The sequence below is a fragment of the Cedecea sp. B1(4) genome (assembly GCF_059414925.1).
In genome coordinates this window covers 566,853-592,232 of the sequence record NZ_JCAHMZ010000001.1, presented here as the reverse complement: position 1 = coordinate 592,232, position 25,380 = coordinate 566,853, and the positions used below count along the sequence as shown (strand labels likewise).

Annotated in this window: 22 protein-coding genes; 8 read left to right on the top strand and 14 right to left on the bottom strand. The window is 56.8% G+C overall.

Annotated elements, in window-relative coordinates; all coding sequences use genetic code 11:
• Position 1 precedes the first annotated feature (1 nt).
• From arnB to ACR6JA_RS02895, 3 genes are all read right to left on the bottom strand, one after another.
• Positions 2 to 1,141 (bottom strand): UDP-4-amino-4-deoxy-L-arabinose aminotransferase, encoded by a 1,140-nt coding sequence (gene arnB / locus ACR6JA_RS02905; RefSeq protein ID WP_213715852.1) that lies wholly within the window; start codon positions 1,139 to 1,141, stop codon positions 2 to 4.
• 368 nt (positions 1,142 to 1,509) lie between these two features.
• Complete coding sequence (locus ACR6JA_RS02900) at positions 1,510 to 3,474, bottom strand: peptidase U32 family protein (protein WP_213715851.1); 1,965 nt, start codon at positions 3,472 to 3,474, stop codon at positions 1,510 to 1,512.
• A gap of 71 nt (positions 3,475 to 3,545) precedes the next feature.
• A complete protein-coding gene (locus ACR6JA_RS02895) occupies positions 3,546 to 4,085 on the bottom strand; it encodes a helix-turn-helix domain-containing protein (protein ID WP_494493542.1) in 540 nt (179 codons plus the stop codon).
• Positions 4,086 to 4,179: 94 nt separating this feature from the next.
• Here ACR6JA_RS02895 and ACR6JA_RS02890 point away from each other — a divergent pair, with 94 nt between their 5' ends.
• Positions 4,180 to 5,346, top strand: a complete 1,167-nt coding sequence (locus tag ACR6JA_RS02890; RefSeq protein ID WP_494493541.1) for a benzoate/H(+) symporter BenE family transporter — start codon at positions 4,180 to 4,182, stop codon at positions 5,344 to 5,346.
• Here ACR6JA_RS02890 and ACR6JA_RS02885 read toward each other — a convergent pair.
• Positions 5,326 to 6,198, bottom strand: a complete 873-nt coding sequence (locus ACR6JA_RS02885) for a helix-turn-helix domain-containing protein (RefSeq protein WP_213715848.1) — start codon at positions 6,196 to 6,198, stop codon at positions 5,326 to 5,328. The genes ACR6JA_RS02890 and ACR6JA_RS02885 overlap by 21 nt on opposite strands.
• Before the next feature lie 172 nt (positions 6,199 to 6,370).
• On the opposite strand from ACR6JA_RS02885, the gene ACR6JA_RS02880 reads away from it, so the two are divergent.
• Positions 6,371 to 7,270, top strand: coding sequence for a DMT family transporter (locus ACR6JA_RS02880; RefSeq protein WP_494493540.1), 900 nt, complete (start codon positions 6,371 to 6,373; stop codon positions 7,268 to 7,270).
• A 49-nt stretch (positions 7,271 to 7,319) separates the two neighbouring features.
• Here the strand turns inward: ACR6JA_RS02880 and ACR6JA_RS02875 are convergent, their stop codons facing one another.
• Positions 7,320 to 7,988 carry a DUF3313 domain-containing protein gene (locus ACR6JA_RS02875; RefSeq protein WP_213715846.1) on the bottom strand — a complete coding sequence of 223 codons (669 nt, stop codon included), beginning with the start codon at positions 7,986 to 7,988 and terminating at the stop codon, positions 7,320 to 7,322.
• A gap of 88 nt (positions 7,989 to 8,076) precedes the next feature.
• Positions 8,077 to 9,192, bottom strand: coding sequence for a MurR/RpiR family transcriptional regulator (locus ACR6JA_RS02870; RefSeq protein ID WP_494493539.1), 1,116 nt, complete (start codon positions 9,190 to 9,192; stop codon positions 8,077 to 8,079).
• Positions 9,193 to 9,441: 249 nt separating this feature from the next.
• On the opposite strand from ACR6JA_RS02870, the gene ACR6JA_RS02865 reads away from it, so the two are divergent.
• From ACR6JA_RS02865 to celB, 3 genes are all read left to right on the top strand, one after another.
• Positions 9,442 to 9,747 (top strand): PTS sugar transporter subunit IIB, encoded by a 306-nt coding sequence (locus ACR6JA_RS02865; protein WP_008460736.1) that lies wholly within the window; start codon positions 9,442 to 9,444, stop codon positions 9,745 to 9,747.
• Positions 9,748 to 9,763: 16 nt separating this feature from the next.
• On the top strand, positions 9,764 to 11,065 hold the full coding sequence (locus ACR6JA_RS02860; protein WP_494493538.1) for a 6-phospho-beta-glucosidase: 1,302 nt from the start codon (positions 9,764 to 9,766) through the stop codon (positions 11,063 to 11,065).
• Between the two features lie 91 nt (positions 11,066 to 11,156).
• Positions 11,157 to 12,524, top strand: a complete 1,368-nt coding sequence (gene celB / locus ACR6JA_RS02855; protein WP_008460739.1) for a PTS cellobiose transporter subunit IIC — start codon at positions 11,157 to 11,159, stop codon at positions 12,522 to 12,524.
• 118 nt (positions 12,525 to 12,642) lie between these two features.
• On the opposite strand, the gene ACR6JA_RS02850 is transcribed toward celB, so the two are convergent.
• The gene (locus ACR6JA_RS02850; protein ID WP_213715843.1) at positions 12,643 to 14,247 is read right to left on the bottom strand and encodes an ABC transporter substrate-binding protein; all 1,605 of its coding nucleotides are present in this window, start codon (positions 14,245 to 14,247) and stop codon (positions 12,643 to 12,645) included.
• Between the two features lie 119 nt (positions 14,248 to 14,366).
• On the opposite strand from ACR6JA_RS02850, the gene pepT reads away from it, so the two are divergent.
• Positions 14,367 to 15,596, top strand: a complete 1,230-nt coding sequence (gene pepT, locus ACR6JA_RS02845; RefSeq protein ID WP_494493537.1) for a peptidase T — start codon at positions 14,367 to 14,369, stop codon at positions 15,594 to 15,596.
• Between the two features lie 59 nt (positions 15,597 to 15,655).
• On the opposite strand, the gene tehB is transcribed toward pepT, so the two are convergent.
• On the bottom strand, positions 15,656 to 16,249 hold the full coding sequence (gene tehB / locus ACR6JA_RS02840; protein WP_494493536.1) for a tellurite resistance methyltransferase TehB: 594 nt from the start codon (positions 16,247 to 16,249) through the stop codon (positions 15,656 to 15,658).
• Complete coding sequence (tehA, locus tag ACR6JA_RS02835) at positions 16,246 to 17,238, bottom strand: dicarboxylate transporter/tellurite-resistance protein TehA (protein ID WP_494493535.1); 993 nt, start codon at positions 17,236 to 17,238, stop codon at positions 16,246 to 16,248. Before tehA ends, tehB begins: the two co-directional genes overlap by 4 nt.
• Positions 17,239 to 17,351: 113 nt before the next feature.
• Between tehA and ydcK the strand changes: the two genes are divergently transcribed.
• Entirely contained in the window at positions 17,352 to 18,278 is a 927-nt protein-coding gene (gene ydcK, locus ACR6JA_RS02830; RefSeq protein WP_494493534.1) for a YdcK family protein, read from the top strand.
• Here the strand turns inward: ydcK and rimL are convergent.
• From rimL to ACR6JA_RS02810, 4 genes are all read right to left on the bottom strand, one after another.
• Complete coding sequence (rimL, locus tag ACR6JA_RS02825) at positions 18,275 to 18,829, bottom strand: 50S ribosomal protein L7/L12-serine acetyltransferase (protein WP_494493533.1); 555 nt, start codon at positions 18,827 to 18,829, stop codon at positions 18,275 to 18,277. The two genes, ydcK and rimL, sit on opposite strands and share 4 nt — an antisense overlap.
• A gap of 194 nt (positions 18,830 to 19,023) precedes the next feature.
• Entirely contained in the window at positions 19,024 to 20,679 is a 1,656-nt protein-coding gene (locus ACR6JA_RS02820; protein ID WP_213715837.1) for a glucan biosynthesis protein D, read from the bottom strand.
• 254 nt (positions 20,680 to 20,933) lie between these two features.
• Positions 20,934 to 21,710 (bottom strand): transporter substrate-binding domain-containing protein, encoded by a 777-nt coding sequence (locus tag ACR6JA_RS02815; protein WP_039292649.1) that lies wholly within the window; start codon positions 21,708 to 21,710, stop codon positions 20,934 to 20,936.
• 12 nt (positions 21,711 to 21,722) lie between these two features.
• Positions 21,723 to 22,892 carry a pyridoxal phosphate-dependent aminotransferase gene (locus ACR6JA_RS02810; RefSeq protein ID WP_213715836.1) on the bottom strand — a complete coding sequence of 390 codons (1,170 nt, stop codon included), beginning with the start codon at positions 22,890 to 22,892 and terminating at the stop codon, positions 21,723 to 21,725.
• A 118-nt stretch (positions 22,893 to 23,010) separates the two neighbouring features.
• On the opposite strand from ACR6JA_RS02810, the gene ACR6JA_RS02805 reads away from it, so the two are divergent.
• Entirely contained in the window at positions 23,011 to 23,865 is an 855-nt protein-coding gene (locus ACR6JA_RS02805) for a LysR family transcriptional regulator (protein ID WP_494493532.1), read from the top strand.
• Here the strand turns inward: ACR6JA_RS02805 and ACR6JA_RS02800 are convergent.
• Positions 23,852 to 25,354, bottom strand: coding sequence for a carboxylesterase/lipase family protein (locus ACR6JA_RS02800; protein ID WP_494493531.1), 1,503 nt, complete (start codon positions 25,352 to 25,354; stop codon positions 23,852 to 23,854). The two genes, ACR6JA_RS02805 and ACR6JA_RS02800, sit on opposite strands and share 14 nt — an antisense overlap.
• Between the last annotated feature and the right edge of the window lie 26 nt (positions 25,355 to 25,380).

Below are 25,380 nucleotides of genomic sequence, written 5' to 3'. Positions count from 1 at the left end.
CTTAGAGTCCTGCTATTTCACGTAAAGCGGTAATGACGCGGGAAGTGTCATCGTCGGTCATGGTTGGGAACAGCGGAATAGAACAAATGCGCTCGCTGTTCCAGTCGCTGTTCGGCAGTTGAAGCTGCGGATAGCGCTCGCGGTAATACTTCTGGGTGTGCGCCGCGCGGAAGTGCAGGCCGGTGCCGATGCCGCGCTCTTTCAGCGCTTCCATCAGGCCGCTGCGGGAAATACCGCAGGTGGCTTCATCCACGCGGATGATAAACAGATGCCAGGCATGACGGTGCTCCCAGGTCGGAGTGGCAAGCGGCAGGAATGGCGTGTCGGCCAGCTCTTTGAGGTAGCGTTCGGCGATTTCCTGACGACGGACGTTGATTTGCTCCAGCTTGCCCAGCTGCACCAGCGCGATAGCCGCGTTAATGTCCGCAAGGTTGTATTTGAACCCCGGGGAGATAACTTCAGCCTGCGGCGCGCGGCCATGCGTCTGACGGTCAAAGGCATCTACGCCCAGACCGTGGAATTTCAGGCTACGAATGCGGTTAGCAAACTGGTCGTCGTCGGTGACGATCAGGCCGCCTTCGGCGCAGGTCATGTTTTTGATGGCGTGGAAAGAGAAGATAGCAGTGCCCTTGCCGCCAACGTGCTTGCCTTTGTACTCGGTGCCCGCGGCGTGCGCAGCATCTTCAATCACCGGAATGCCGTGACGTTCCCCGATGGCGCGAATAGCGTCGATGTCGGCAGGCGCGCCCGCATAGTGCACGGGAATGATCGCTTTAGTGCGTGGAGTAATGGCCGCTTCAATGGCTTCTGGCGTAACCATTAGCGTATCGCGATCGACATCGATCATCACCGGTTCGGCGCCCAGCAGCACAATCATGTTGAGCGTGGAGACCCAGGTCAGCGAGGGAGTAATCACCTCGTCACCCGCCTGCAGCCCAAGTGCCATCAAGGTAACGTGCATCCCGCCGGTGGCCGAGCTTACCGCAATGGCATGTTTATTGCCGGTTAAGTCACAAAATGCTTTCTCAAGCGCCTGGTTTTTCGGCCCGGTTGTGATCCAGCCGGATTGCATGACTTCCGTTACCGCTGCAATTTCTTCCGCACCTAACGCCGGGCGTGAAAAAGGCAGAAAATCACTCATTACGTGGATTCCTTATTAAATCGCTAAACGCCAAAAGCTGACGGGATAATGAATCAGGCTAATTAAATAAAAGCACAACACTTGGGAAGTACGGCCTGTTTAGCTAAACATCTTATCAATGAAAAGAATTTAACAAAGAAATCTTAGAACAGTATTAAGAAAATGAGATATAACGAAAAATCGTGAAGTTAAGCGTCGGCTGGCGAGCATATGCCCTTCACAACGCCAGCTTGTCATCTGAATATCATGGTTAAGGCATGTTTGTTGAATAGCGGAATAATTCCGTAAGTGACAAATAATAATGCATCCTCCCTGAGTGGTTAAAAAAACCGCCTGAAGCAGGCGGTTTTAAATAATAAGCAGGAAAATTAACGCTTCGATTTGCCCGGCAGCGTTTTCATCAAATCGTCCGGGCTGATGGACGCCACCACGCTCCCCGGCAGCGGCATCTTCAGGATATGGTTCTTCATCTTGCCAATGACGTGCATTTCACACGGGCGGCAGTCAAATTTCAGCGTCAGCACTTCATCGCCGTGGACCAGTTGCATCGGGGTGGCCTTCCAGCTCTTAATGTTCCCCTTCGCCTGTTTCGGGCAGAGGTTAAACGCAAAGCGCAGGCAGTGCTTGGTGATCATCACCGGCACTTCGCCTTTCTCTTCATGTGCTTCATAGGCAGCGTCAATCAGCTGCACGCCATAGCGGTGATAAAACTCACGCGCTTTATGGTTATACACGTTCGCCAGGAAGCTTAAATGGCTGTCCGGGTAGACCGGCGGCGGCACGCTCACCGCTTTACGGGTGCCGCGCTGGTAGTTTTGCAGACGCGCTTCGGTCAGCGCTTCAATGGCATCACGGCGCAGCTGGTTAAGCTGAGCGTTTGGCACAAATAAAGCTTCTTCCAGCAAGATGTTCACTTTCCGCGCGGAGTACATGGTCTGGCCCAGTTTGGTCAGGCCGTCACGCAGGTTGTCGAATGCTTTCTGCGGGTTATTAGCAACGTCAAACCGGCCGACAAGCGTTTGACTGACGCTGACGCCCTCTTCGCTGGTGGCTTTCATCACCAACTGCTGCTGGCTGCCGCTCAGTTCGATATCCACCGCCACGCGGCGCTCGCTGGAGGTTTTTAGCAGCGCCTGCTGCCAGTTGTGGTCCAGGTTACGGTTCAGCGGGTGGTTAGGGCGCACCTTTTTCAGCGTTTCCGGCATTTCGTTTGGCCAGACGCGATACTGATTTTTCCCGGTTTTTTCCACCGTATTAGCGCGGAAGCCGACGATTTCACGCTTGATCAGCACGTTCAGGCCATCGCCGTTAGTCAACGTATCGGCAGTGGTCACGTCCAGATGGTCTTTGCTCACTTTCAGCACTTCGCCCACCGGCAGGCCAACGAATTTCGGTGAATCAAACGCACCGATGTCGATTTTGCGCTCGTTCACGAAGTAGTCAGTGCTGCCGCGGTGGAACGTTTTGTCCGGGGACGGAATAAAGTAGTGCGATGTCACGCCGGAAGACGCACGAGTCAGGTCGCTGCGCCCTTCCATCAGCTCGTCCAGCAGTTGGCGGTAGTACGCGGTGATGTTTTTCACGTAGCTCATGTCTTTGTAACGCCCTTCAATTTTGAAGGAGCGCACGCCCGCCTCGACCAGCGCCGCCAGGTTGGCACTCTGATCGTTGTCTTTCATCGACAGCAGGTGTTTTTCGTAGGCGACGACGCGGCCCTGATCATCTTTCAGGGTGTACGGCAGACGGCAGGCCTGCGAGCAGTCGCCGCGGTTGGCGCTGCGCCCGGTTTGAGCGTGGGAAATATTACACTGCCCGGAATACGCCACGCACAGCGCGCCGTGAATGAAGAATTCAATCGTCGCGTCAACATTCTGGTGTATGGCGGCAATTTGCTGCAGGTTCAGTTCGCGCGCCAGCACGATTTGCGAGAAACCTGCATCGGACAGAAACTTCGCTTTTTCCACGCTACGAATGTCGCACTGGGTACTGGCGTGCAGCTCGATCGGCGGCAGATCCATTTCCAGCACGCCCATATCCTGCACGATCAGCGCATCAACCCCGGCTTCGTACAGGTCGACGATCATCGAGCGCGCAGGCTCCAGTTCGTCATCATGCAGAATGGTGTTCAGGGTAACAAAAATTTTCGCCCCGTAGCGGTGGGCAAACGGCACCAGTTCGGCCAGGTCTTGCAAGCTGTTGCCGGCGTTGTGGCGAGCGCCAAAGCCAGGCCCACCGATGTAAACCGCATCCGCACCATGGAGAATGGCTTCGCGGGCGATGGCGGTATCACGGGCAGGGCTGAGTAATTCAAGTTGATGTGCGTGCAGGCGCATAAAATTTGTCGTGTTCTGTAATGGCGAAAGGCGGCTATTGTAGTCACTTCCCCCGCGCAAAAACAGAGGGATTATGCCGCCGTCACCGGATAGTGAATCAGCGAGTGAAAATGCGTCTCATCGGCACCTGAATTACGGTACGCGTGGGGGCGATCGCCGTAGAATTTTAAGCCATCTCCGGCCTGCAACGTCTGCCATTCTCCGTCAACATTCATCTCCAACACGCCGCTTATCACCACCACATGCTCGATAACGCCGCTGTCGTGCGCCGACGACTCGCTGAGCGCGCCGGGGGCGAGGCGAATAGAAAAGTGGTCAAAACGAAGGTGCGGATCGTAAGGAAAAATCGGCACCACCACCATTTCCCGGTGCTGCGGGTCAAAGACCGGGCGCACGGGCGCTGAACCGGCTTCGAGGAAAACCGAAAACGGCACGTTAAAGCCGGTGGCAATCTTCCATAATGTGGCGACGGTCGGGCTGGATTCGTTGCGCTCGATCTGCCCGAGCATCGCTTTCGACACGCCGGTTTGTTCCGCCGCGAAGGTCAGGCTCCAGCCTCTGGCCTGACGCAGGCCTTTCAGGGTGTTTGCCAGATGTTGCGCTATATCCATTCTCTCCTCCCGTTAAGGGCGCAGTATAGCGCCTTGTGCGCTATAACGCACGATGCTATATTCCCCGGACGTTATAACGCACAGCGAGACAACCATGCGCCTTTATCTGCCCCCGTTTCCCACCGTTCTGGCCGGTTTTGTTGCCGTCCTGGTCGGCTATGCCAGTTCCGCCGCCATTATCTGGCAGGCGGCAGATGCCGCAGGGGCCAGCCCGCACCAAATCGCTGGCTGGCTGACAATGCTGGGCCTGGCGATGGGCATCAGCACGCTGGGATTAACGCTATGGTATCGCGCGCCGATACTCACAGCCTGGTCCACGCCGGGCGCGGCGCTGCTGGCCACCAGCCTGCCGGGCTACAGCCTGAACGAGGCGGTGGGCATTTTTATTTTCGCCTCTGGGCTGATCCTGATCTGCGGCCTCACCGGGCTGTTCGCCAGGCTGATGCGCCTGATCCCGTCTACGCTCTCCGCCGCCATGCTGGCCGGGGTTTTACTGCGGTTTGGCCTCGACACCTTCACATCGTTACAGGGTCACTTCTTACTGTGCATCTGTATGCTGGCCGGCTGGCTGCTGGCGAAGGTGTTTGCTCCGCGCTATGCCGTGGTTGTCGCCATGCTGGTTGGCCTGCTGATTTGCTTTATCAGCGGCGAGCTTCACGCCGGGAGCGTCCCGGTTTCTGTCGTGATGCCTGAATTCATCGCCCCCTCGTTTAGCCTCGCCAGCCTGCTGGGCATCGGCGTGCCCTTCTTCCTGGTGACCATGGCCTCGCAAAATGCCCCTGGCGTCGCCACGCTGGCGGCTTCCGGCTACAAAGTCCCGGTTTCACCGCCGATCGTCGTGACGGCGTTAATCGCCCTGTTGCTGGCGCCGTTCGGGGTGTTTTCGGTTTGCATCGCCGCCATTACCGCCGCCATTTGCCAGAGCGCGGAAGCGCATCCGGACAAAGACAAACGCTGGCTTGCCGCCGCAGCTGCTGGGGTGTTTTATTTACTCGCAGGGGCGTTTGGCGGGGCGATTTCGACGCTGTTGACGGCCCTGCCGCTCGCCTGGATCCATACCCTTGCCGGACTAGCCCTGTTGGGCACCATTGCCGGAAGCCTGCATCAGGCGCTGAACCACGAGCGCGACAGAGATGCCGCCGTTGTGACGTTTCTGGTTACCGCCTCAGGCGTCAATCTGCTGGGCGTCAGCTCTGCATTTTGGGGGGTGATCGCCGGGGGGATTTGCTACACCGCGCTTTCAAGGCTGAAGCGCGCGTAGCTGCGAGGGCGTTGCGCCAAAGACGCTTTTAAAGCGGGTGCTGAAGTGGCTGGGCGAACTAAACCCGCAGGTCATCGCGATCTCCGTCAACGGCAGTTTTCCCTGGCGAACCAGTATTTCCGCCTTCGCCATTCTGCGCTGCATCACGTACTGATGTGGCGCCAGGCCGGTGGACTGTTTAAACATACGTGCAAAGTGGTATTCGCTGAGATCCGCCTGCCGGGCAAGTTCACCCAGGGTCAGCGCCTCACTCAGGTTCTGCTCGATATACGCCTGGGCATTGCGCAGTACCGCCGGCGCCAGCCCGCCACGCACCGCCGGCAGTTTCCACTGCACGCTGCTGTAATGCTGCACCAGATGCGTCAACAGCAGCGTAGAAGCCGTGCTTAGCGTCAGGTGATTAGCCCGCTGCTGCCAGTCGCTGCTCAGCAGAAAGTGACGATAAAGCTGGGTTATGCGCGGGTCGTCGGCAAAGGTTTTTTCATCAAGGTTGATGGCCGCCGGGCTGCGGTCCCAAATCTGCGCGGCAATCTCTTTCAAATGCTCGTCGGTGCAGTACAGGTGCACAAACGAGAAGTCATCCCGCACGTCCCAGGTTGATTCGCTGTCTTCCGGCATAATGCAGAAGCGATCCGGGCCGCCGCCGTTGCGCCAGCCTGAGCTCGTTTTTTGATACGTTTCGTACCCTTCGGTCACGTACAGGCTCAGCGTGTGGTGATCGCAGCGCTGGGTAATGCAGTCATTGCCGTTGGACCAGGCGGCAAGCTGAATCCCTGAGCCAAGCTGAACGCTGCCGTTCAGGCGGGCTTTGTGCTGCTGCAGGTTTTCAAAGGCGTGGTATGGCGCGGTCATAGCGGGAGTCGGCTTCTGGAACATAATGGCTAGTGTAAGGACTGCGCGCCGCCCTCGCCACTGCCGCCGTGAAAAAAAACCGCAAGAATATGCAAGTCGCTGGCGCGGATGAAAGCCGCAGAGCGGAAAAAAAAGGAGACTCGTCATCTGGTTTTGACTGACGAGAACAACAATGAACGCTTTGCTTTATATTCTGGTGGTGGTGATTTGGGGAACGACCTGGATAGCCATTTACATGCAACAGGGCGTTGTTTCCGTCCCCGTGTCTATTTTCTGGCGCTTTGCCGTGGCGGCCGTGGTGATGTTGGTTGTGCTGCTCGCGCTGGGCCGCCTGAAGCGTATCGGGCTCAAAGACCACCTGTTTTGCGTCCTGCAGGGCGCGTGCGTGTTCGGCTTCAACTTCTTCTGCTTCTACCACGCGGCGGCCTATATCAGCTCCGGTCTGGAGTCAGTGATCTTCTCGATGGCGGTGCTGTTCAACGCCTTCAACAATTTTCTGTTCTTCCGCAAGAAACCGTCTCCCCGCGTATTGCCCGCCGCCGCGCTGGGCATTGCCGGCATCGTGGCCCTGTTCTGGCACGATCTTGCAGCCACACAAATGGCGCCTTCGCTGCCGATCGGCATTGGCCTTAGCGCGCTCGGCACCTTTGGTTTTTCGCTGGGGAATATGATCAGCGCCCGCCATCAAGGCCGGGGCCTGGAAACGCTGTCCACCAATACCTATGCGATGTTTTACGGTACCGCGATTATGGGCGTCGTGGCGCTGGCGAGCGGCGAATCGTTTATGCCGGATTTCACCGTGCGCTACATTGGCTCGCTGCTTTATCTGGCGATTTTTGGTTCGGTGATAGCCTTTGGCGCCTATTTCACCCTGGTAGGCCGCATCGGGGCGAGCCAGGCCGCCTACAGTACGCTGCTCTTCCCGCTGGTGGCGCTGACGCTGTCGACGCTTTACGAAGGGTACGTCTGGCAAGCTAACGCCGTGCTGGGGCTGGTGATGATCTTGCTGGGTAACCTGGTGATGTTTGCTAAGCCGGAACAGTGGCTGCCGTGGCGGAGAAAGCTGGCGTAATAAAAAACCGCAGCTTGTTCAGGGCTGCGGTTTTTGTTTGCAAAAAAGGTTATTTATTCGGCACGTCAAACATCGTGGCATCGGTGGCCAAATCATCCACAACCTGTTTCAGGGTATCAACGGTGACTTTGGCATTTTCGTTGCTGAGCGTTTTCCCTTCGCCCTTACGGACCACGCGTAAAACGGGTTTATGGGTTGCCGCATCAATCAGTTCGCCTTCGAAATAGAGATCGGTATTCATGGTGCGGTGCCCGGTGGCCATTTGCGTGCCTGCGACAACCATCGCGATCGGGATCACCTCATAGAACTGCAGCCCTTCTTTGCTGCTGTCCACGCCGGTGATCGCGCCCCGGAAAATAAGGCTGTGCGGACCTGGCGTCGTGACCAGCGGTTTCCGCTGCGCCGCCGCGGCTTTTAATTTGGTGTTAGTGTACGCCAGCAGACCATCCAGCGTGCTCTGGCCTATTTGAGTCGTAGGCCTTGGCGTCGGGTAGTAGACCACCGGATTGTAGACCAGGCTGTCGTAGTTGCCGGGTTTGAAATTCGGGTCAACCCAGCGCATAACGGTTTTACCGGTTGCTGATTTTGTCTCCTGCAGACCGGAGTAATCTTTTAGAAACCCAGAGTATTTTTCTGGCGCGGTGGTTTTTGAAGCACACCCCGCCAGCGCTAATAAACCTGCCAGACAAGCCACTTTAAAATACGTTTTGCTCCGCATCGTTTGATCCTGTTTGTGGGTATAAGCCTTTCAGGTATAGCAAAAAACGACACTTTGTGTGGGGGTTAAGCGGTCTTGATGTCAAAACTCAGATCGAGCGCTCATCGCCGGGGACGGCAAGCCCATCGCAAAGCAGGTCAACAATCAATAATGCGCCGTAATGCCCTTCCCCGGTAGGCAGCCAGACGTCACCGGCATGCCCCGCGCTGGAAGGATCTTTCGTCACCATAACGATGGCTGCGCCCTGCCGTCTGGCCTGCTGCACGGCCGCTAACAAGATGCTGTCCGGCGTCGAGCTGGCAAAGACGATCATCGTCTGCTCGCGATTCAGCATTGAGGCGGTGAAGCTCATTAGCGCCGGGTCATAACAGACGCTGGCGGGCTGGCCCTGCGTCAGCAGGCGGTACTGCAAAAGGCTGGCAAAAGGCGTGTCTGCCGTACCTGCGCTGAAAATATGAATCGTTTTCGCTTGTTTCAGCAGCAAAACGGCGCGCGAAACATTAGCTTCCGGAAGCGTTTCCAGTTGCTGAGTTAGCGCCTGCTGGATGCCGCTCAACCGCTGTTGCCAGGAAGCCGGTAGCTCGCTACCCGGTATGGCGGTGCTGGCCTGCGCCAGCTTCATGCGTAGATCACGAATATCGTCGCAGCCTGCGGCTCTGGCAAAGCGCGTGATAGTGGCCGGACTGACGCCCGCCGCCTGGGCAAGCTGGTCGATTGTCGCCGACGACGCAAAGCCCGGATCGTGCAAAATAGCCTGCGCAACTCTCGCCTCCTGCTGGCTGAACTCCGCCAGCCGCTGGCGGATCCGGCTGATAATGTCGCCCTCAGCATCCCGCCCTATGGAATGAGAAAAGCGCTCCAGCACGTCTTTCGCCACGCCACCCCGGTTGGCCAGAAACTGCAGCGTGTCATTATCCACCCAGGCGGCATCCCCCAACAGTTGAGACGGCGCTGCCAGCAAGTCCTGTACCCGGCTGTCGTGCTGCTGGTGGCGAACCTGGCCGAGGAAATCATTCATATCGCTGCAGCCAATGGTGCGCGCGAACTGCTGGAGCGTGGCCTGACTGACACCCGCGCGCGCCGCCAGCTGCTCCATGGTGGCATCCGGTAGCTGGAAGAAATTCTCCAGAAAAAAGCGGGCCAGCCGCGTTTCTTGTGGAGAAGAGTCGGCTAACCCATGGACCAGGTGATAAACAATATCCATCGCTGAAAGGTTCCTTGTGTCTGCGTCACAGGCGGATAAATCATCATAATGCGTTGAAATTATTTTTCAATTAACTTTGCCGCGATGCCTTGCCGCCGTTTCACCCTCCTCCGTAAAAGTCTTGTTATTCCTTTAACATTCGGGAAACCAATAATCCAACGCAGATCACGGTCATGAAAATAATTTTCATACATGCTGAATAAACGCGCTGTTGTTTGAAACACGTTTTCAATTTGAAGGATAAAGGTAATGAAAAAGATCATGTTGTGTTGTGCCGCAGGGATGTCCACCAGCATGCTGGTGCAAAAAATGCGCGCCGAGGCCACAAAACGCGCCCTGGACATTCAAATTGATGCGGTGTCTGTAGCCGAAATTGAAAGTCACCTGCAGAGCGCCGACGTGGTGCTGCTCGGCCCTCAAGTGCAGTTCGAACTGGCCCGCCTTTCCGAGCTTTCGGCTCCTCTCGGCAAACCTGTGGCGGTGATCGACATGATGGATTACGGCACCATGCGCGGCGACCGCGTGCTGGATAAAGCCATAACTCTGATGGCCTGATAACCGGGAGAAACCAATGAAAATTACCGTTGTGGGCGGGGGCAGCAGCTACACCCCGGAACTTATTGAAGGCCTGATTCTGCGCCATGCCGCCCTGCCGATGACGGAGCTGGCGCTGGTGGATGTAGAAGCGGGCCGCCAGAAGGTTGAAATCATCGCCGCGCTGGCTCGCCGCATGTTCGACAGCAAAGGTTTGGAGCAGGTCAAAGTGACGGTGCATTACGAACCAGACGCCGCGATTGCGGGTTCCAGCTTTGTGCTGACCCAGCTTCGCGTGGGGCAACTGCCCGCTCGCGCCGCCGACGAACGCCTGGGCCTCAGCCACGAACTGCTAGGCCAGGAGACCACCGGTGTCGGTGGTTTTGCAAAAGCACTGCGTACCATTCCGGTGATGCTGGACATTGCTAAACGCGTGGAGCGCCTGGCCCCGAATGCGTGGATTATTAATTTCACCAATCCGGCGGGGATCGTCACCGAGGCAGTTTCCCGCTACAGCGCCGCCAACATAGTTGGCCTGTGCAACGTGCCGGTGACCATGCACCACACCATCGCTGACATGCTCCAACTGCCTTACGACAAAGTCACGCTGCGCTTCGCCGGGCTCAACCACATGGTGTGGGTGCACGAGGTGATTGCCGATGGGCGTGACGCGACCGCCGAGGTGATTGAGATGTTGTGCGATGGTGAGCAGTTGTCGATGAACAACATCAAAGCGATTCCGTGGCCGCCAGCCCTGTTGCGTGCTCTGAAAGCGATCCCTTGCCCGTACCATCGCTATTTCTGGCAAACCCGCACCATGCTCAAAGACGAGCTGGCGGATGCGGCGAACGGGAGAGGCACCCGCGCCGAACAGGTAATGAAAGTCGAAGCTGAGCTGTTTGAGCTGTACGCCAGCCCGCAGCTCGACAAAAAGCCGGAGCAGTTGAGCCAGCGCGGTGGCTCGTTCTATTCCGAAGTGGCCCTGGAGCTTATCGACGCCCTGCACAATAACCTCGGCAAGCAGATGGTGGTAAATACCGCCAACAACGGCGCTATTCAGGCGCTGCCGGACGACGCGGTGATTGAAACCAACTGCGTGATCGACGCCCTGGGGGCCCATCCGCTGGCATTCGGCAAACTTCCTCCCCTGATGAATGGCCTGACGCAGCAGGTGAAAGACTTTGAACGACTGACGATTGAAGCGGCGGTCCACGGCGATAAGCAGCAGGCGCTCCTGGCCCTGATAGCGAACCCGCTAGTGGCTGACGTGAATATCGCTCAGGCGTTGCTCGACGAAGTGCTTGCAAGCAACAAGGCGTGGCTGCCGCAGTTTAATTAGCGCCGCTTACCGGTGGGCGATGCTTTACGTCCACCCCACAACAGAAATCAATAACAATAATGCCCGGCCATGCGCCGGGACAGGGGTAACCGTGTCCGCAAAGAAATCGTTTCTTGAAAAATATGTGCTGCCCGTGGCGCTGAAAATCGCCGGGCAAAAGCACGTGCTATCCGTCCGCGACGGGATCATTCTGAACATGCCGTTCATGCTGATTGGCTCGTTCTTCCTGATTTTCGCCTATCTGCCGGTGCCGGGCTACCCCCAGCTAATGACCGATCTGTTTGGCGCCACGTGGCAGACCAAGCTGCTTTATCCGGTCAAAGCGACCTATGACATCATGGCGATTATTTCTAGTTTCGGGATCGCATATCGTTTGGCCGAAAAATACCGCACCATCGACCCGCTCACCGCCGGGGCGGTGTCGCTGGTAGCCTTTATCATGACCATCCCGCAGAACATTATGTTCACTCCGCCGTCCGGGGGCCCAGCTGAGTTTGTGAAGGGCGTGCTGCCAATGGGGCAAATTGGTAGCCAGGGGCTGTTTGTCGCAATTCTGATCGCCCTGCTTTCTACCGAAATTTACCGGTTTATCAGCAACCGTAATCTGGTGATCCGCATGCCGGAGGGCGTGCCGCCTGCGGTAGCTAAATCGTTCCTCGCGCTGGTGCCGGGTTTTTGCGTGTTGGCCGTGGTGCTGGCGCTTCGCCTGCTGGTGGAAGCCACGCCGTTTGGTGACATCAACACCATGATCACCGATCTGGTCGGCATTCCGATGAGCCACATTGGCGGCTCGTTACCGGGAATGATCGTGTCGGTGATCCTGATTGGTATTCTGTGGACGCTCGGCCTGCACGGCGACACCATCGTGCTGGTGTTTATCCGCCCGGTCTGGCTGACCAATATGTCCGAGAACCTGGCGGCATTCCAGAACGGCCTGCCTATCCCGCACATCATTACCCAGCAGTTCTATGACCTGTGGATCGCCCCTGGCGGCACCGGGGCGCTGTTAGGTTTGGTGATCTTTATGCTGATCCGCAGCCGCAGTGTGCAAATGAAGCAACTGGGTAAAATTGCCGCACCGGGCAGCCTGTTTAACATCAGCGAACCGATGGTGTTTGGCATTCCGCTGGTGATGAACCCGTACCTGGTGGTGCCGTTTATTTTGACCCCGGTGGTGCTGGTGATTGTCTCCTACACGGCGATGGCAACAGGTCTGGTAGCGCCACCTGCGGGGATTGCGCTGCCGTTCACCACGCCGATTATCGTCAGCGGCTATTTAGCGACAGGCGGCCATGTTTCCGGCTCGATTCTGCAGATTGTGAACCTGGCTATCTCGCTGGTGATGTATTACCCGTTCTTCCGGGTCTGGGATAACCTGAAATTCCGCGAGGAGCAACAGGCGAATCAGGCGACGGCAACTGCGCCGGTTGAGGCGGTGAGCGAACGTAGTACGGTGTAGCGCTTTCTTTGTGTCCGAAAGAGGGAAAGCCCTCACCCCGGCCCTCTCCCCAAAAGGGAGAGGGCGGAAAAACGACATGTAATCTTCTTTATTCCCTCTCCCTCTGGGAGAGGGACCTTCAGTCCAGTGACTTCTTCACATCCACCTGATAAAAGATATGCTTCCCGAACGGGTCAATTTCATACCCGGTCACCTCTTTACGCACCGGCTCGAAAATCGTGGAGTGGGCAATCATCACCGCAGGCATCTGGTCGTGCATCATTTGCTGCGCTTCTTTGTAGAGCTCGACTCGTTTATCGTGGTTCCCCTCGGCACGGGCTTCAAGAATCAGCTTATCAAACGGCTGATAGCACCATTTGGATGAGTTAGACCCGCCGTTGGCCGACGTGCAGGTAAACAGCGGCCCGAAGAAGTTGTCCGGGTCGCCGGTGGCCGTCGTCCAGCCCATCAGCGCCGCCTGGTGCTCGCCGCCCTTCACTCGCTTGAGGTATTCGCCCCACTCGTAGGTGACAATTTTCGCCGTCACGCCAACTTTTGCCCAGTCGGCCTGAATCATCTCTGCCATACGTTTCGCGTTCGGGTTATACGGACGCTGAACCGGCATTGCCCACAGGTCAATGCTCATGCCGTTGGCAAACCCGGCTTCTTTGAGCAGCGCCTTCGCTTTTTCAGGATCGTAATCGTAATCCTTGAGCTTATCGTCCGCGCTCCACACGCCCGGCGGCAGTAGGTTTTTCGCCTCGATGCCCGTGCCGTGGAACACCGCTTCGATAATGGCCGGTTTGTTAATCGCCATTGCCAGCGCCTGGCGCACTTTCACGTTATCGAGCGGCGGTTTTTGGGTGTTAAATGCCAGAAAACCGGTATTTAGACCCGCTTTTTGCATCAGCGTGATGTCTTTGTTTTCCTTCATGCGCGGCAAATCCGCCGGGTTCGGGAACGGCATTACCTGGCATTCATTTTTCTCAAGTTTGGCGTAGCGGATCGACGCATCTGGCGTAATCGAGAACACTAAACGGTCGATTTTTGATTTGCCCTGCCAGTAATCAGGGAAAGCGGTATAGAGAATACGGGAATCTTTCTGGTACTGCTTCAGCTCAAACGGCCCGGTGCCGATGGGGTCGGAATCGACGCGTTCCGGCGTGCCGGCCTTCATCATGACATCGGCGTATTCGGCAGAGAGAATCGAGGCAAAATACCAGCCTAAATCCGCGACAAACGGCGCTTCCGGGTGCGCTAGCGTGAAGCGCACGGTGTTGTCATCCACTTTATCAATCGCTGTGATCAGCTTGCCAAACTCCAGGCTTTCAAAGTTGGAGTAATTTCCGTTGGAAACGTTGTGGTACGGATGCTTAGGATCTTTCTGGCGCATAAACGAGAAAATTACATCGTCCGCGTTAAAGTCTCTGGTGGGCTTAAAGTATTTGTTGCTCTGAAACTTAACGCCTTTGCGCAGATGGAAGGTATAGACTTTGCCGTCTTCGCTGACGTCCCAGCTTTCCGCCAGGCTGGGCTGCAGTTCCGTGGTGCCGACTTTAAAATCCACCAACCGGTTATAAACCGGCACCGCGCTGGCATCCACGCTGGTGCCCGAGGTGTAAAGCTGCGGGTTGAAGTTTTCCGGTGAGCCTTCGGAGCAATAAACCAGCGTGCTGGCCGCCACGCTGGTACTGATGGAGAGCGCCGCTACGGCAAGTGCAAGCGTTGTAATCTTTGTTTTCATCGCTGTCTTCCTGTGGTGTTTGTCCTGACCCTGAATGAATAAAGCTTGTGCAAAGCGCCTTAATAAATAACATTAAATTTACATTGCCAACAAACAACATCGAACAATAAGGAAACACTATGTCTTCGTCGCTCAGCGAGCAGCTCACCCGGCGCTTCTTTCGTTATCTGGCGGTGACCAGCCAAAGCGATCCGCGCGTCAGCAGCCTGCCCAGTACCCCAGGACAACACGAAATGGCCAGCCTGCTCGCGGAAGAACTGCGCACGCTGGGCCTTGAAAATATTGTGATTGATGAGCACGCCACGGTAACCGCCGTGAAGAAAGGCAACGTCGCTGGCGCACCGCGCGTGGGGTTTATTACGCACATTGATACCGTTGACGTTGGCCTTTCCCCGGACATTCATCCGCAGATCCTGCGCTTCACCGGCGAAGATTTATGCCTGAACGCCAAAGAGAACATCTGGCTGCGCACGGCGGAGCACCCGGAAATCAACGCCTATCCTGGCGAAGAGATTATCTTCAGCGACGGCACCAGCGTGCTGGGCGCGGACAACAAAGCCGCCGTCACGGTGGTGATGACGCTGCTGGAAAACTTGACGCCAGAGCACCAGCACGGTGACATCGTGGTGGCCTTCGTCCCGGATGAAGAAATTGGCCTGTGTGGCGCCAAAGCGCTGGATTTGGCACGTTTTGACGTGGACTTCGCGTGGACCATTGACTGCTGCGAGCTGGGCGAAGTGGTGTATGAAAACTTCAACGCCGCCCACGCGGAGCTGAAATTCACCGGCGTGACCAGCCATCCGATGTCCTCCAAAGGCGTGCTGGTTAACCCGCTGCTGATGGCGATGGACTACATTAGCCATTTTGACCGCCAACAAACGCCTGAACACACCGAAGGGCGCGAAGGCTACGTCTGGTTTAACGGGATGCAGGCTTCACAAAGCGAAGCGCTGCTGAAGGCAAATATTCGCGACTTCGATTTGGCCAACTTTGAACGCCGCAAACAGCAAATTGGCGAAGTGGCGAAGAAGATTGCCGCGCAATACCCGACCGCACGCGTGGAGTTCAGCCTCAGCGATACCTACAGCAACATCAGTAACGCCATTACCGATGATCGCCGGGCCATTGATTTGATTTTTGCCGCTCTGGATGAGCTGGAGATTGAGCCGAAGGTGATCCCCATGCGCGGCGGCACGGATGGCGCGGCGCTGTCAGCTAAAGGCTTGCTGACGCCGAACTTCTTTACCGGCGCGCACAATTTCCATTCTCGCTTTGAGTTTTTACCGCTGCGGGCGTTTGAGGCTTCTTACAATGTGGCGCTCAAGCTTTGCCTGCTGGCGGCGAAGTAGTTTGCCCCTCACCCTAACCCTTTCCCCATAGGGGAGAGGGCCGGGGTGAGGGTTAATTTTTACTTCTTACGCGCCAGCATCGTGGCAAAACGCAGCTTGATGCGGTTGCCGTTCTCATCGGTCTTGTGCAACTGCCCCACATCTTCGTTGTATTTAATCAGTTCCCAACCTTCATAGTAGTTCCGCAGTTCGCCCTCTTTAAAGGCAAACGGGAAACCGACCGTGCACGGAAAATCCTCGGTATCCATGGCCGCCACAATCAGGTTGTAGCCGCCGGGTTTGGTGCAGCGCTGCATATTGGCGATAAGTCCAGGGATCGTGCTGCGCTCGAGGAACATCATCACCACGGTGGAGAGAATAAAATCGTACTCGCCGTCAAAGCTCAGTTGGTTCAGGTCAACCTCGGCGGTGGCAATGTTTTTCAGCCCTTCCGTCTCGATAATCTGATTCAGCCTGGCGATGCTCATCGGGTTTTTATCCCAGGCGGTGACGTCGAACCCTTTCTGGTTCAGGTACAGGCTGTTGCGCCCGCCGCCGCAGCCAAGATCCAGCGTTTTGCCGGGGGCAACGTACTTCACGGCATTCAGCACGTCAGAATGTGTGGCAGTTAAGCCGTATTTTTCGCTGTAGTAGCTTTCAGACTTCTCGGTCATGACAGATCCTTATTTTCAGGCCGCGCGGTGCGCACAATCAATTTCCCCTGCATCAGCAGGATAAAAGTACGTGCCAGCAGCAGGCCGATAATCACATTAGTAAAAATAAACAGCGGCACGGCAATGACGTGAAACAGCCCGTCCCCGCTGCCTGCGCTCAGATGGAGCGCCGTGGTTGCCAGCGCAGAAATACCGAAGGAGAAACTCCAGAAGGAGGCATTGAACGGCTGCGCCAGGTACCAGGGCATTAAGCGCAGCATGAAGAGCAATTGCAGCAGGCCGTAACCAAACAGCATTTTGGCAAAGAAATCCGTCACGCCGCCGTTCACGGCAAGGTAAGCGCTACAGGCCACCAGCGCAGGGGCAAGCTGAATGCCCAGCGAGGTGCGTACCGGCGCGGGCAGTTCCCCGGCGCTGCGCATACGGTGCAAAATCGCCGGTTCCAGGCTGAGCCAGGAAAAAACACCGGCCCCGAGGAACAAGATCCCCAGGTCGTGATAACCCAACGCGCCGCAGGCCATCGCGCTGATAAAATTATTGGCGACGGTGGGCAAATACAGCCCCGGCGTCGTGGCATCCTGCGGGTGCGTACCCCGCCATAATCCGGCGGACTGCCAGGCGGCATAACAAAGCTGCACCACGGCGCCAAAGCCAAACATCACTGCAGCGAGCGGGCGCAGATAAGGGGCCACGCCGATGGCCACCAGCATGGTCGTCGCCGGGAACAGACTCACGAAGCTGCTCATTAAAGGGTGATGAATTTCTGCAATCACGCTGTGCGGGTAGCGCACCAGCCGCGTCAGGAACGCTAACGCCAGCAGCAGCCAGATGCCGGCGGCAAGCGCCACAAGAGCCTCACCAACAACCGACGGCACCGGCCAAATCGTGGCGGCATAGCGCCAGGCAAACCCCATGCCGATGGTGCCCAGCACCATGCCAAAGTAGCCTGCGGGGAGATTGATAAAGCTGCCGGGGATCGGTTTATTCATTTTGTTTATTTTTTAAAATGTATTTTAAATGCATTTTATGCGATTACGCCGCCAAACGCTACGCCGGTGAATTACCTGCTACGTTTATCAGCAGTGCACAGCGAGAAATCACCATGAAAAAATACCGGATCACGGATGTTTCGCGGCTTCATGATTATCAGCATGATGGCGAACAGCGGCAAGTTCGACTCTGGCAAATTGAGTCGCTTTGCGCTTTTGGCAACGTCGTGGCCGGGCAAGGCGGCGGCTGGATTGAGGAAGAAGCGAACCTGAGCCACGAGGGAACCTGCTGGCTTGAGCCTGACGCCCTGATCTGGAACGGTGCGACGGTTGAAGATGACGCAAAAATCCTCGGCGAGTCTGAAATTTGCCATCACGCAAAAGTGGGCGGCAAGGTGCTGGTCGAGGATTCCCGCATCAGCGGCGAATGCTTTATCTGGGGCTCGGCCCGCGTGTTGCAGCAGAGCCAGGTGATTGCCGTGCTGGGGCTGACCGAAGATACAGAAATGCGGCTGCAAATCTACGGGAACGCCACGGTGCTGGCCTCACGCATCGTCCATCAGGCACAAATCTACGGCCACGCGCGCGTGAACAACGCCTTTGTCGAACACCGCTCAGCCATTTTTGATAACGCCGTTATTGAGGGCAATGCAGAGAACAATGTCTGGGTTTGTGATTGCGCACAGGTGTCCGGTAACGCACGTATTATTGCCGGCAGCGGTGACAGCCAGATCCCGACCATCCGCTACTCATCTAAAGTCTACGGCAACGCCCTTATTGAAGGGGATTGCGTGCTCAAGCACCGCGTCCAGGTTTACGGCAATGCGGCGCTTATCGGCGGCCCGGTTCTGCTGGACAACAATGTACAGGTGTATGGCGAGGCGAAAGTGATGGGTAACGTGCTCATCGAAAACAACGTGCAGATTTATGATGAAGCAGCGGTGGAAGGCTTTGGCGGCGAACTAATTCATCTTCGCGGCATGAAGGATATTAACGGCACACAGCGAATTATCCGCACGCCGTTTCATGGCATTTTTTAATCAGCAATGCGCCCGTAAATATTCTGATCGTGGAACTCGTCGTTCAGAAACTCGGCTTGCCTCAGGCAACCTTCAAGGACAAAGCCGTTGCGTTGGGCCACCCGGTTGCTGGCCTGGTTAGTGACGATACATTTGATGACAAACCGGCGCACCGTCCCTTCCCCCGCGTACTTGCCGATAGCGGCCTCAATCACGGCGGAAATGATCCCCTTGCCCTGCCGATCCTCGCTTAGCCAGTAGCCGATGTAGGCCGTTTTGTCGGTCGGGACTATCTGGTTAAAGGAAAAGACGCCCGCCAGCTCGCCGCGATAGAGGATCATAAACATCTTAGCGTAGCCTTTATGGTGGAGAACATAGTTCCCCTGCAGCGTTTTGCGGGTGTCGTCCTCGGAAACAACATACTGCGGCCAGTTCATCGCTTTTTGCAGCCAGCTTTTATTGCGCTGCACCAGGGCAAAAACGTCCTTCACGAACCGCTCGTTCACCGAATGTAGTTCGATATCATCATTAACCGCAATCACTTCATCCTGCCAGGCCTGCTGTTGTTCCACTCGTGACTCCTGTTTTTGTTAGAAGGTGACAGTTATCTTATGTCACTTTTTTGTGGCAACGCACGAGATTTAAAACACCGCCAAAAATGAACATATAGAAATTCATTATGAAAGAGTATTTATGCAATAAGAGGACGAGATGGTGAAACGGGAATAAAAAAGCCCCGCGGCTTTTACGCGGCGGGGCTGGATGATTAACGCATTTCGCGGTCGTCAACGTATTTACGTTTGTCCGGCGGTGGCGGGAAGTACTGGTACAGCCAGGTTTCACTGATCGCTTTGCCCTGGCAGCGCAGGAACATGCGCATCTCGACCGGGTCGGTGGAGTCGTTGGTCGGATACCAGTCAAACAGAATGCGGTAGCCGTCAAACGGTTCTACGTAGAGGATCTCAATCTGCTTCGCTTCGCCGTTGGAGAGCGTAATCACCGGCTCAATCCCCTTCGGCGCGGCGGCTTTCAAATCGCCCCCGATAAAGTCGATAGCAAAGCGGCGGGACCATTTTTCCGGGAAGTGTTCACCCGGCGCCCAGCCTTCCGGGAAGCTGCCCATCCCCGTGCGGGTGGCGTAAACGCGGGCCAGATCCGTCGTCACCGGCGGCAGACCACTCCAGTAGAGGCGATATTTGAACTCGAATTCGTCCCCGGCTTTGACCGGTTTTTCCGGCTGCCAGAAGCAGACAATATTGTCGAGCGTTTCGCCGGTGGTCGGGATTTCCATCAGGCCAACGGTGCCTTTGCCCCACTTGTTACGCGGCTCCACCCACAGGCTAGGACGCTTGTTGTACCAGCCCATGATGTCCTGATAGCTGGCAAAGTCGTGATCCAACTGCAGCAGGCCAAAGCCCTTCGGGTTCTCGTCCATAAAGGCGTTGAACTGAAGTTTCTGCGGGTTATTCAGCGGGCGGCAAATCCACTCGCCGTTACCGCGCCACATGGCCAGGCGGTCGGAGTCATGAATTTGCGGGTGAATGGTGTCGCAGGTCCGGCGTTCGTTGGTGCCGCAGGCAAACATGCTGGTCATCGGCGCGATACCCAGTTGCTTGACGTCTTTACGAGCATAAAGGTGATTGTCCACCTCCATCACCACGCGCTCGGCTTCACAGCTGATAATAAATTTGTACGCGCCGGTCACGCTTGGGCTGTCGAGTAAGGCATAGACCACAAAAGTCGTGTCGGAGGCTTTCGGCGTTTCAAACCAGAACGAGGTAAAGTCCGGGAACTCTTCCGGCGTGTCGGTGAAGGTGTCCACCGCGAGGCCACGGGCGGACAGCCCATACTGGTACGTGCTGTCTACGGCACGGAAATAGCTCGCGCCGAGGAAGGAGACGACGTCACGGCGCGCCAGCTCCGGTGCCTTGAAGACTTTCAGGCCGGCAAAGCCGAGATCCGTCTGGCCTTCGAGCTGCCTGGTGTCTACGCCAGCATTGTTGTAGTTAAACAATTCCGGGCGGAAGTGGATTTCGCGCGCCTGATGGGTGGCGGAATCCAGCGAGAACATTCTGACGCGGCGGCGGAACCCCATGCCGACGTGGAAGAACTGCACGTCAAGCTGGCGGTTTTCGATGTTGTTCCACAGCGAATGATCGGCGTCGTACTGAATGGCGTTATAAGCCTGAGGCGTCAGGTTAGCCAGGGTGTTGGGCAGCGCGCGCGGTGCACCGCCCCATGGTTTTTTCGACAGGTCGTGCGCCATGCCCTGAAGCACCGCAAAATCGAAGGCGGTGGAGTGCCCGTCAGCGATGCCCGATTCGGCGGCAAAGGCGCTTCGGGAGAACAGCGTGGCAAGGGTTGGCGTGCCGCAGGCAGCGGCGAGGGCCATAGAGGCCTGGATAAAACGTCTGCGATTCATGCCTGAGAAATCGTCCTTATGTGTCGATGTGTTTTGTTCCTCCCGACGGGAAGAACAGCGGCAAGAGACTGCTACCTGTACGACCGCACACTCTAGACAAAATTCACAGTGAATCCAATGGGCGGAGAAGGCGTTTGGGGGAGGAACGAAGGTTTTTTTTCAGGAAACCAGATATCACCGAAAAATTCGCGATTGCCTGGCGAAAAAAACGCTAAAGGCCCGTCAGCCTGTGTGCCGACAAGCCCTGGTAAACGTTACTTCACGCTGACGTCGATGCCGGGGAAGAACTTCTGCGCGAGCTTAGTTACGGTGCCGTCGGCTTTCACCTTATCGATGGCCGCGTCCAACTCTTTTTTCGTGACAGTGTCACCTTTACGCAGGCCAAAGCCAATCCCACTGCCGAGGATAGTGTCGTCGCTCACCGGCTTGCCGATAAAGCCAAAACCCTTACCCTGCGGCGTGCTGAGGAAGCCCGCCTGACCCGCCGCGGACATCACCAGAGAGGCATCAATACGGCCATTCAGCAAGTCAGCCCAGGCCATGTTCTGGTCTTTGTAAGACACGACGTTCACGCCCTGCTTTTCCCAGTGCTCTTTGGCATAGGTTTCCTGAATGGAGCCCTGGAGCACGCCGATGGTTTTGCCTTTTAGCCCTTCCGCCGTGGCTTCAAGGCCGCTGCCTTCTTTGCCCACCAGCTGAGACGGAATACGGTAGATTGGCTGGGTAAAGTCAATGCTTTTACGACGCTGCTCGGTGATGTTCATTGCCGAGTTGATGGCGTCAAACTTCTTCGCCACCAGCCCCGGGATCAGCGAATCAAACGACGTTTCTACCCAGGTACATTTCAGGCTGGCCGCCTGGCAAATGGCTTTCCCCAGCTCGACGTCAAACCCTTCCAGCTCGCCCGCGCTGTTGCGGCTTTCAAACGGGGGATACTCCGCTTCGAGGCCATAGCGCAGCTCGCCGGCGGCCAGCGCAGAAAACGAAGAACACAGCCCGAGCAGCAAACTTAACGCATACACTTTTTTCATCATGACCCCTTATCAGCGTGGCTTAACCCGGCACAGCGCTTCAGCGCCCGCCCGAAGAGTGGCTTCATCTTTGGCAAATGAGAGCCGGATAATTTTATTGTCAGTACCGTCGGTATAAAACGCGGAGAGCGGAATGGTCGCCACGCCGTAATCCGTAATTAACCGCTTCACCATCTCGCTGTCGGACTCATCGCTGAAGTGCCCGAAGCGGGCCAGCAGGAAGAATGACCCGCCGCTCGGCAGCAGTTCAAACGGCGAATCAGCCAGCAAAGACTGCATTAAATCACGCTTGCGCTGATAAAACGCCGCCAGTGAAAGATAAGTTTGCGGATCGCTCATATAGTCGGCGAACGCATACTGCATCGGCGTGTCGGCGGAGAACATCAGGAACTGATGCACCTTGCAGATCTCATCCATCAGCGCCGCCGGGGCCAGGCAATACCCGACCCGCCAGCCCGTGACGTGGAAGGTTTTACCGAATGACGACACAATCACGCTGCGTTCGGCAAGCTGCGGGTGCGTCGCCATGCCGTGGTGCTTTTTGCCGTCAAAGACGATGTGTTCATACACTTCATCGGACAGGATCACAATGTCGGTGTCGCGAGTTACCGCCGCCAGCATTTCAAGGTCATGGGCGCTAAATACCTGCCCGCTTGGGTTATGCGGCGTGTTCACGATGATCATTCGCGTACGTGGCGTAATCGCCGCCCGCACTTCTTCCCAGTCAACGGTGAAATCAGGCAGGCTCAGCTTGAGCGCCACCGGTTTGGCGCCCTGAAGGCGGACAATCGGCGCGTAGCTGTCGAAAGAAGGCTCAAAGTAGATAACTTCATCGCCGGGATGTACCAGGCCGCCGATCGCAGAATAAAGCCCTTCGCTGGCGCTGGCGGTGACCAGCACCTCCTCTGCAGGGTCATACACGGCCCCGTAAAGGCTCGCCACTTTGTCGGCAATCAGCTGTTTCAGGGACGCCAGACCGGTCATCGGGGCGTACTGGTTATGCCCTTCCTGCATGGCTTTGGTGACACCAGCGACCAGTTTCGGGTCGCAGGGGAAGTTGGGTGCCCCCTGAGAAAGATTTATCGCCTTGTGCTGCGCGGAAAGCTGGCCGATCACCGTAAAAATCGTGGTTCCGACGTCCGGCAGTTTTGAACGTTGTTGTACCGGGGTTTGTATGGCCATAGCGGCTCCTGAACGTGATGCGATTTGCATAACTATTCAATATCGCCGCCATTGCCACGACAATCGAATTGTTGTCATAATAGCCATGCAAAAAATGCATAGCTCAGCGGAGAGCATCATGACCCGGCGTAATTTTCCCCTAAATACTCTCGATGCTTTTCTGGTCACGGCCAGGCACCTGAACCTCACCCGGGCGGCAAAAGAGCTTTGCCTGACCCAGGGCGCCGTCAGCCGTAAAATTGCGGCACTGGAGCAGTGGCTGGGGTTCGCGCTTTTTGAGCGCCATGCACGCGGATTACGCCTCACACCCCAGGGAAGCGCCCTGCTGCCCGATCTCCAGAACGCCTTCAACACGCTGCTGGACGTGGCCGACCGGGCCTGCCATAAGCCTGAGATTATTCGTCTTAAGGCCCCCACCTGCGCCATGCGCTGGCTGGTACCGAAGCTGATTCAGCTTGAGCAGCGTATGCCGGAGATCCAGGTCGCGTTAACCACGACCGTGGAGCACGGCGTCAATTTCAAAAACGAGCCGTTTGATGCCGCCATTGTGTTTGGTCAGCAGGCCAAAAGCGGCGCGCTGCTGTTTGAAGAGAGTCTGACGCCGGTGATCAGTCAGGCGTTGCTCCCGCCGGAGACGAGCAACTGGGAACGGCTGACCTTTTTGCACCCGACTCGCGATCGCACCGACTGGTCATTATGGCTTGGAAAGAACCCTTCGCCGCCGTGGCAGACAATGCAGAAAAATCAGCATTTCGACACCATGGATCTGGCGATCAGCGCCGCTATTCAGGGGTTTGGGGTAGCCATCGCAGACGAAACGCTGGTGGCCGAAGATCTTCGCACCGGGCGGTTAGTACGGCCTTTTGCCGGGAGCGTAAAAACCGGGGCCAGTTACAGGCTGGCGGTGAGGCCCGGCAGCGAAGGCGCCGCCGGGCTGGAGGCATTTTGCAATGCGTTACTCAGTCCAGGCTGACGTGGTGTTTCATCACTCGTTTAAATAACTGCATTCTCAGCCGCATAAAGCGATTTTCGACCTTAAACTGCGCCCGCAGATGAACGCCCAGCCGCAGCGTGCGGTCCCGCCCTTTGGTGCTGGCAGGCCAGCTTAACGGCCCAGGTAACGCTTTGCTGTGCGCCCCGGCGCTGCGGGCGAAGCTGACCCAATAATCGCCAATCTGAGCGGCAAACTGCAGGTCGCGTTCAGTCACATATTCACTGGCGGGCGGGGAAAGCTGTAGTGTGTTAAAGACATAAGCCACTTCGTTGCCATGCCAGGTTCCGTTGGCGTAGGTTTCACGCTCGGCCTCCGCCACGTAGTCAAAATAATACCGCCAGCAGGGCTGGCCTGCGCGCTGCTGCGCCTGCATCACCACAAACCCCAGCGTGGTAAAGGCCATGTCCCGGCACACCTGACGCCCCAGCTCAGCGTCGCCCTTAACGCCGGGATAGAGCAATTTGATAAGCCCCAGACCGAGACGCTTTTCCCGGCGCAGAAGCGCAACCTGCCCGGCCGGATCTATCCCGAAGTAGCTCAGCACGCTCGCCTCATCGCTGTTGCTGCCCACCATCAGCGGCATCCGGTGCTGCCGTGCAGCAAAAAACGTGTCCAGCATGGGTTCAGGCAAAACAATATCGCCGCTGACGGGCGTCGGCCCGATGTTTAGCGGGGCTTCCAGCGCCCATAATTCACTGGCGGGAAGGGAACGCAGCGCTTCAGCATTCGCATTCTTCAGCCCAAAATGTTCTGCCACCGCCACGCCGCGCTTCAACGCTTTACGGCGATCGACATCCGGCAGCGTGTAGGCGCTTTGTATAATCCCCTTGTGGAACAGGCCGCTGGCTAAAGGCGATGCCAGCAGAGAAAGCACGCTACGGGCGCCTGCTGACTCGCCAAACAGCGTGACGTTGCTGGCGTCTCCGCCAAAAGCAGCGATGTTGGCCTGCACCCACTTCAGCGCGGCAATCTGATCGAGCAAGGCAAAGTTGTGGATCGGCCCAGCCGGATTTTCTTCATCCAATGCGGGATGAGCAAAAAAGCCCAGATGCCCAAGCCGGTAGTTCACCGTCACTAACACCACCCCTCGCGAGGCCAGCGCGGCGCCATCATACGGAGGTAAAGAACCGGCTCCAATGGTGTAGCCGCCCCCGTGCAGCCAGACCATCACCGGCAAGGGTTTGCCCGTTCGCCGGGCGGGAGCCCAGATATTGAGGTAAAGGCAGTCTTCTGAGAACTGGCCCGGATCGCCGCCGCCGACGGCTTTGCAGTATTCCAGGCTTTGCCAGCAGGCCGGAGCGAAGGTATCGGCGACGCGAATACCTTGCCAGTTTTCTGGCGGCTGAGGCGCTCGCCAGCGCAGGTTTCCAGTGGGAGGCATGGCAAAGGGAATACCGCGATATACCGCAATATCCCCCTGAAGGACGCCGCTCAGTTGACCCTGAGCGACGTTAACAACGTGTTCCATCTGCTGTTCCTTGTAGCTGACATCCC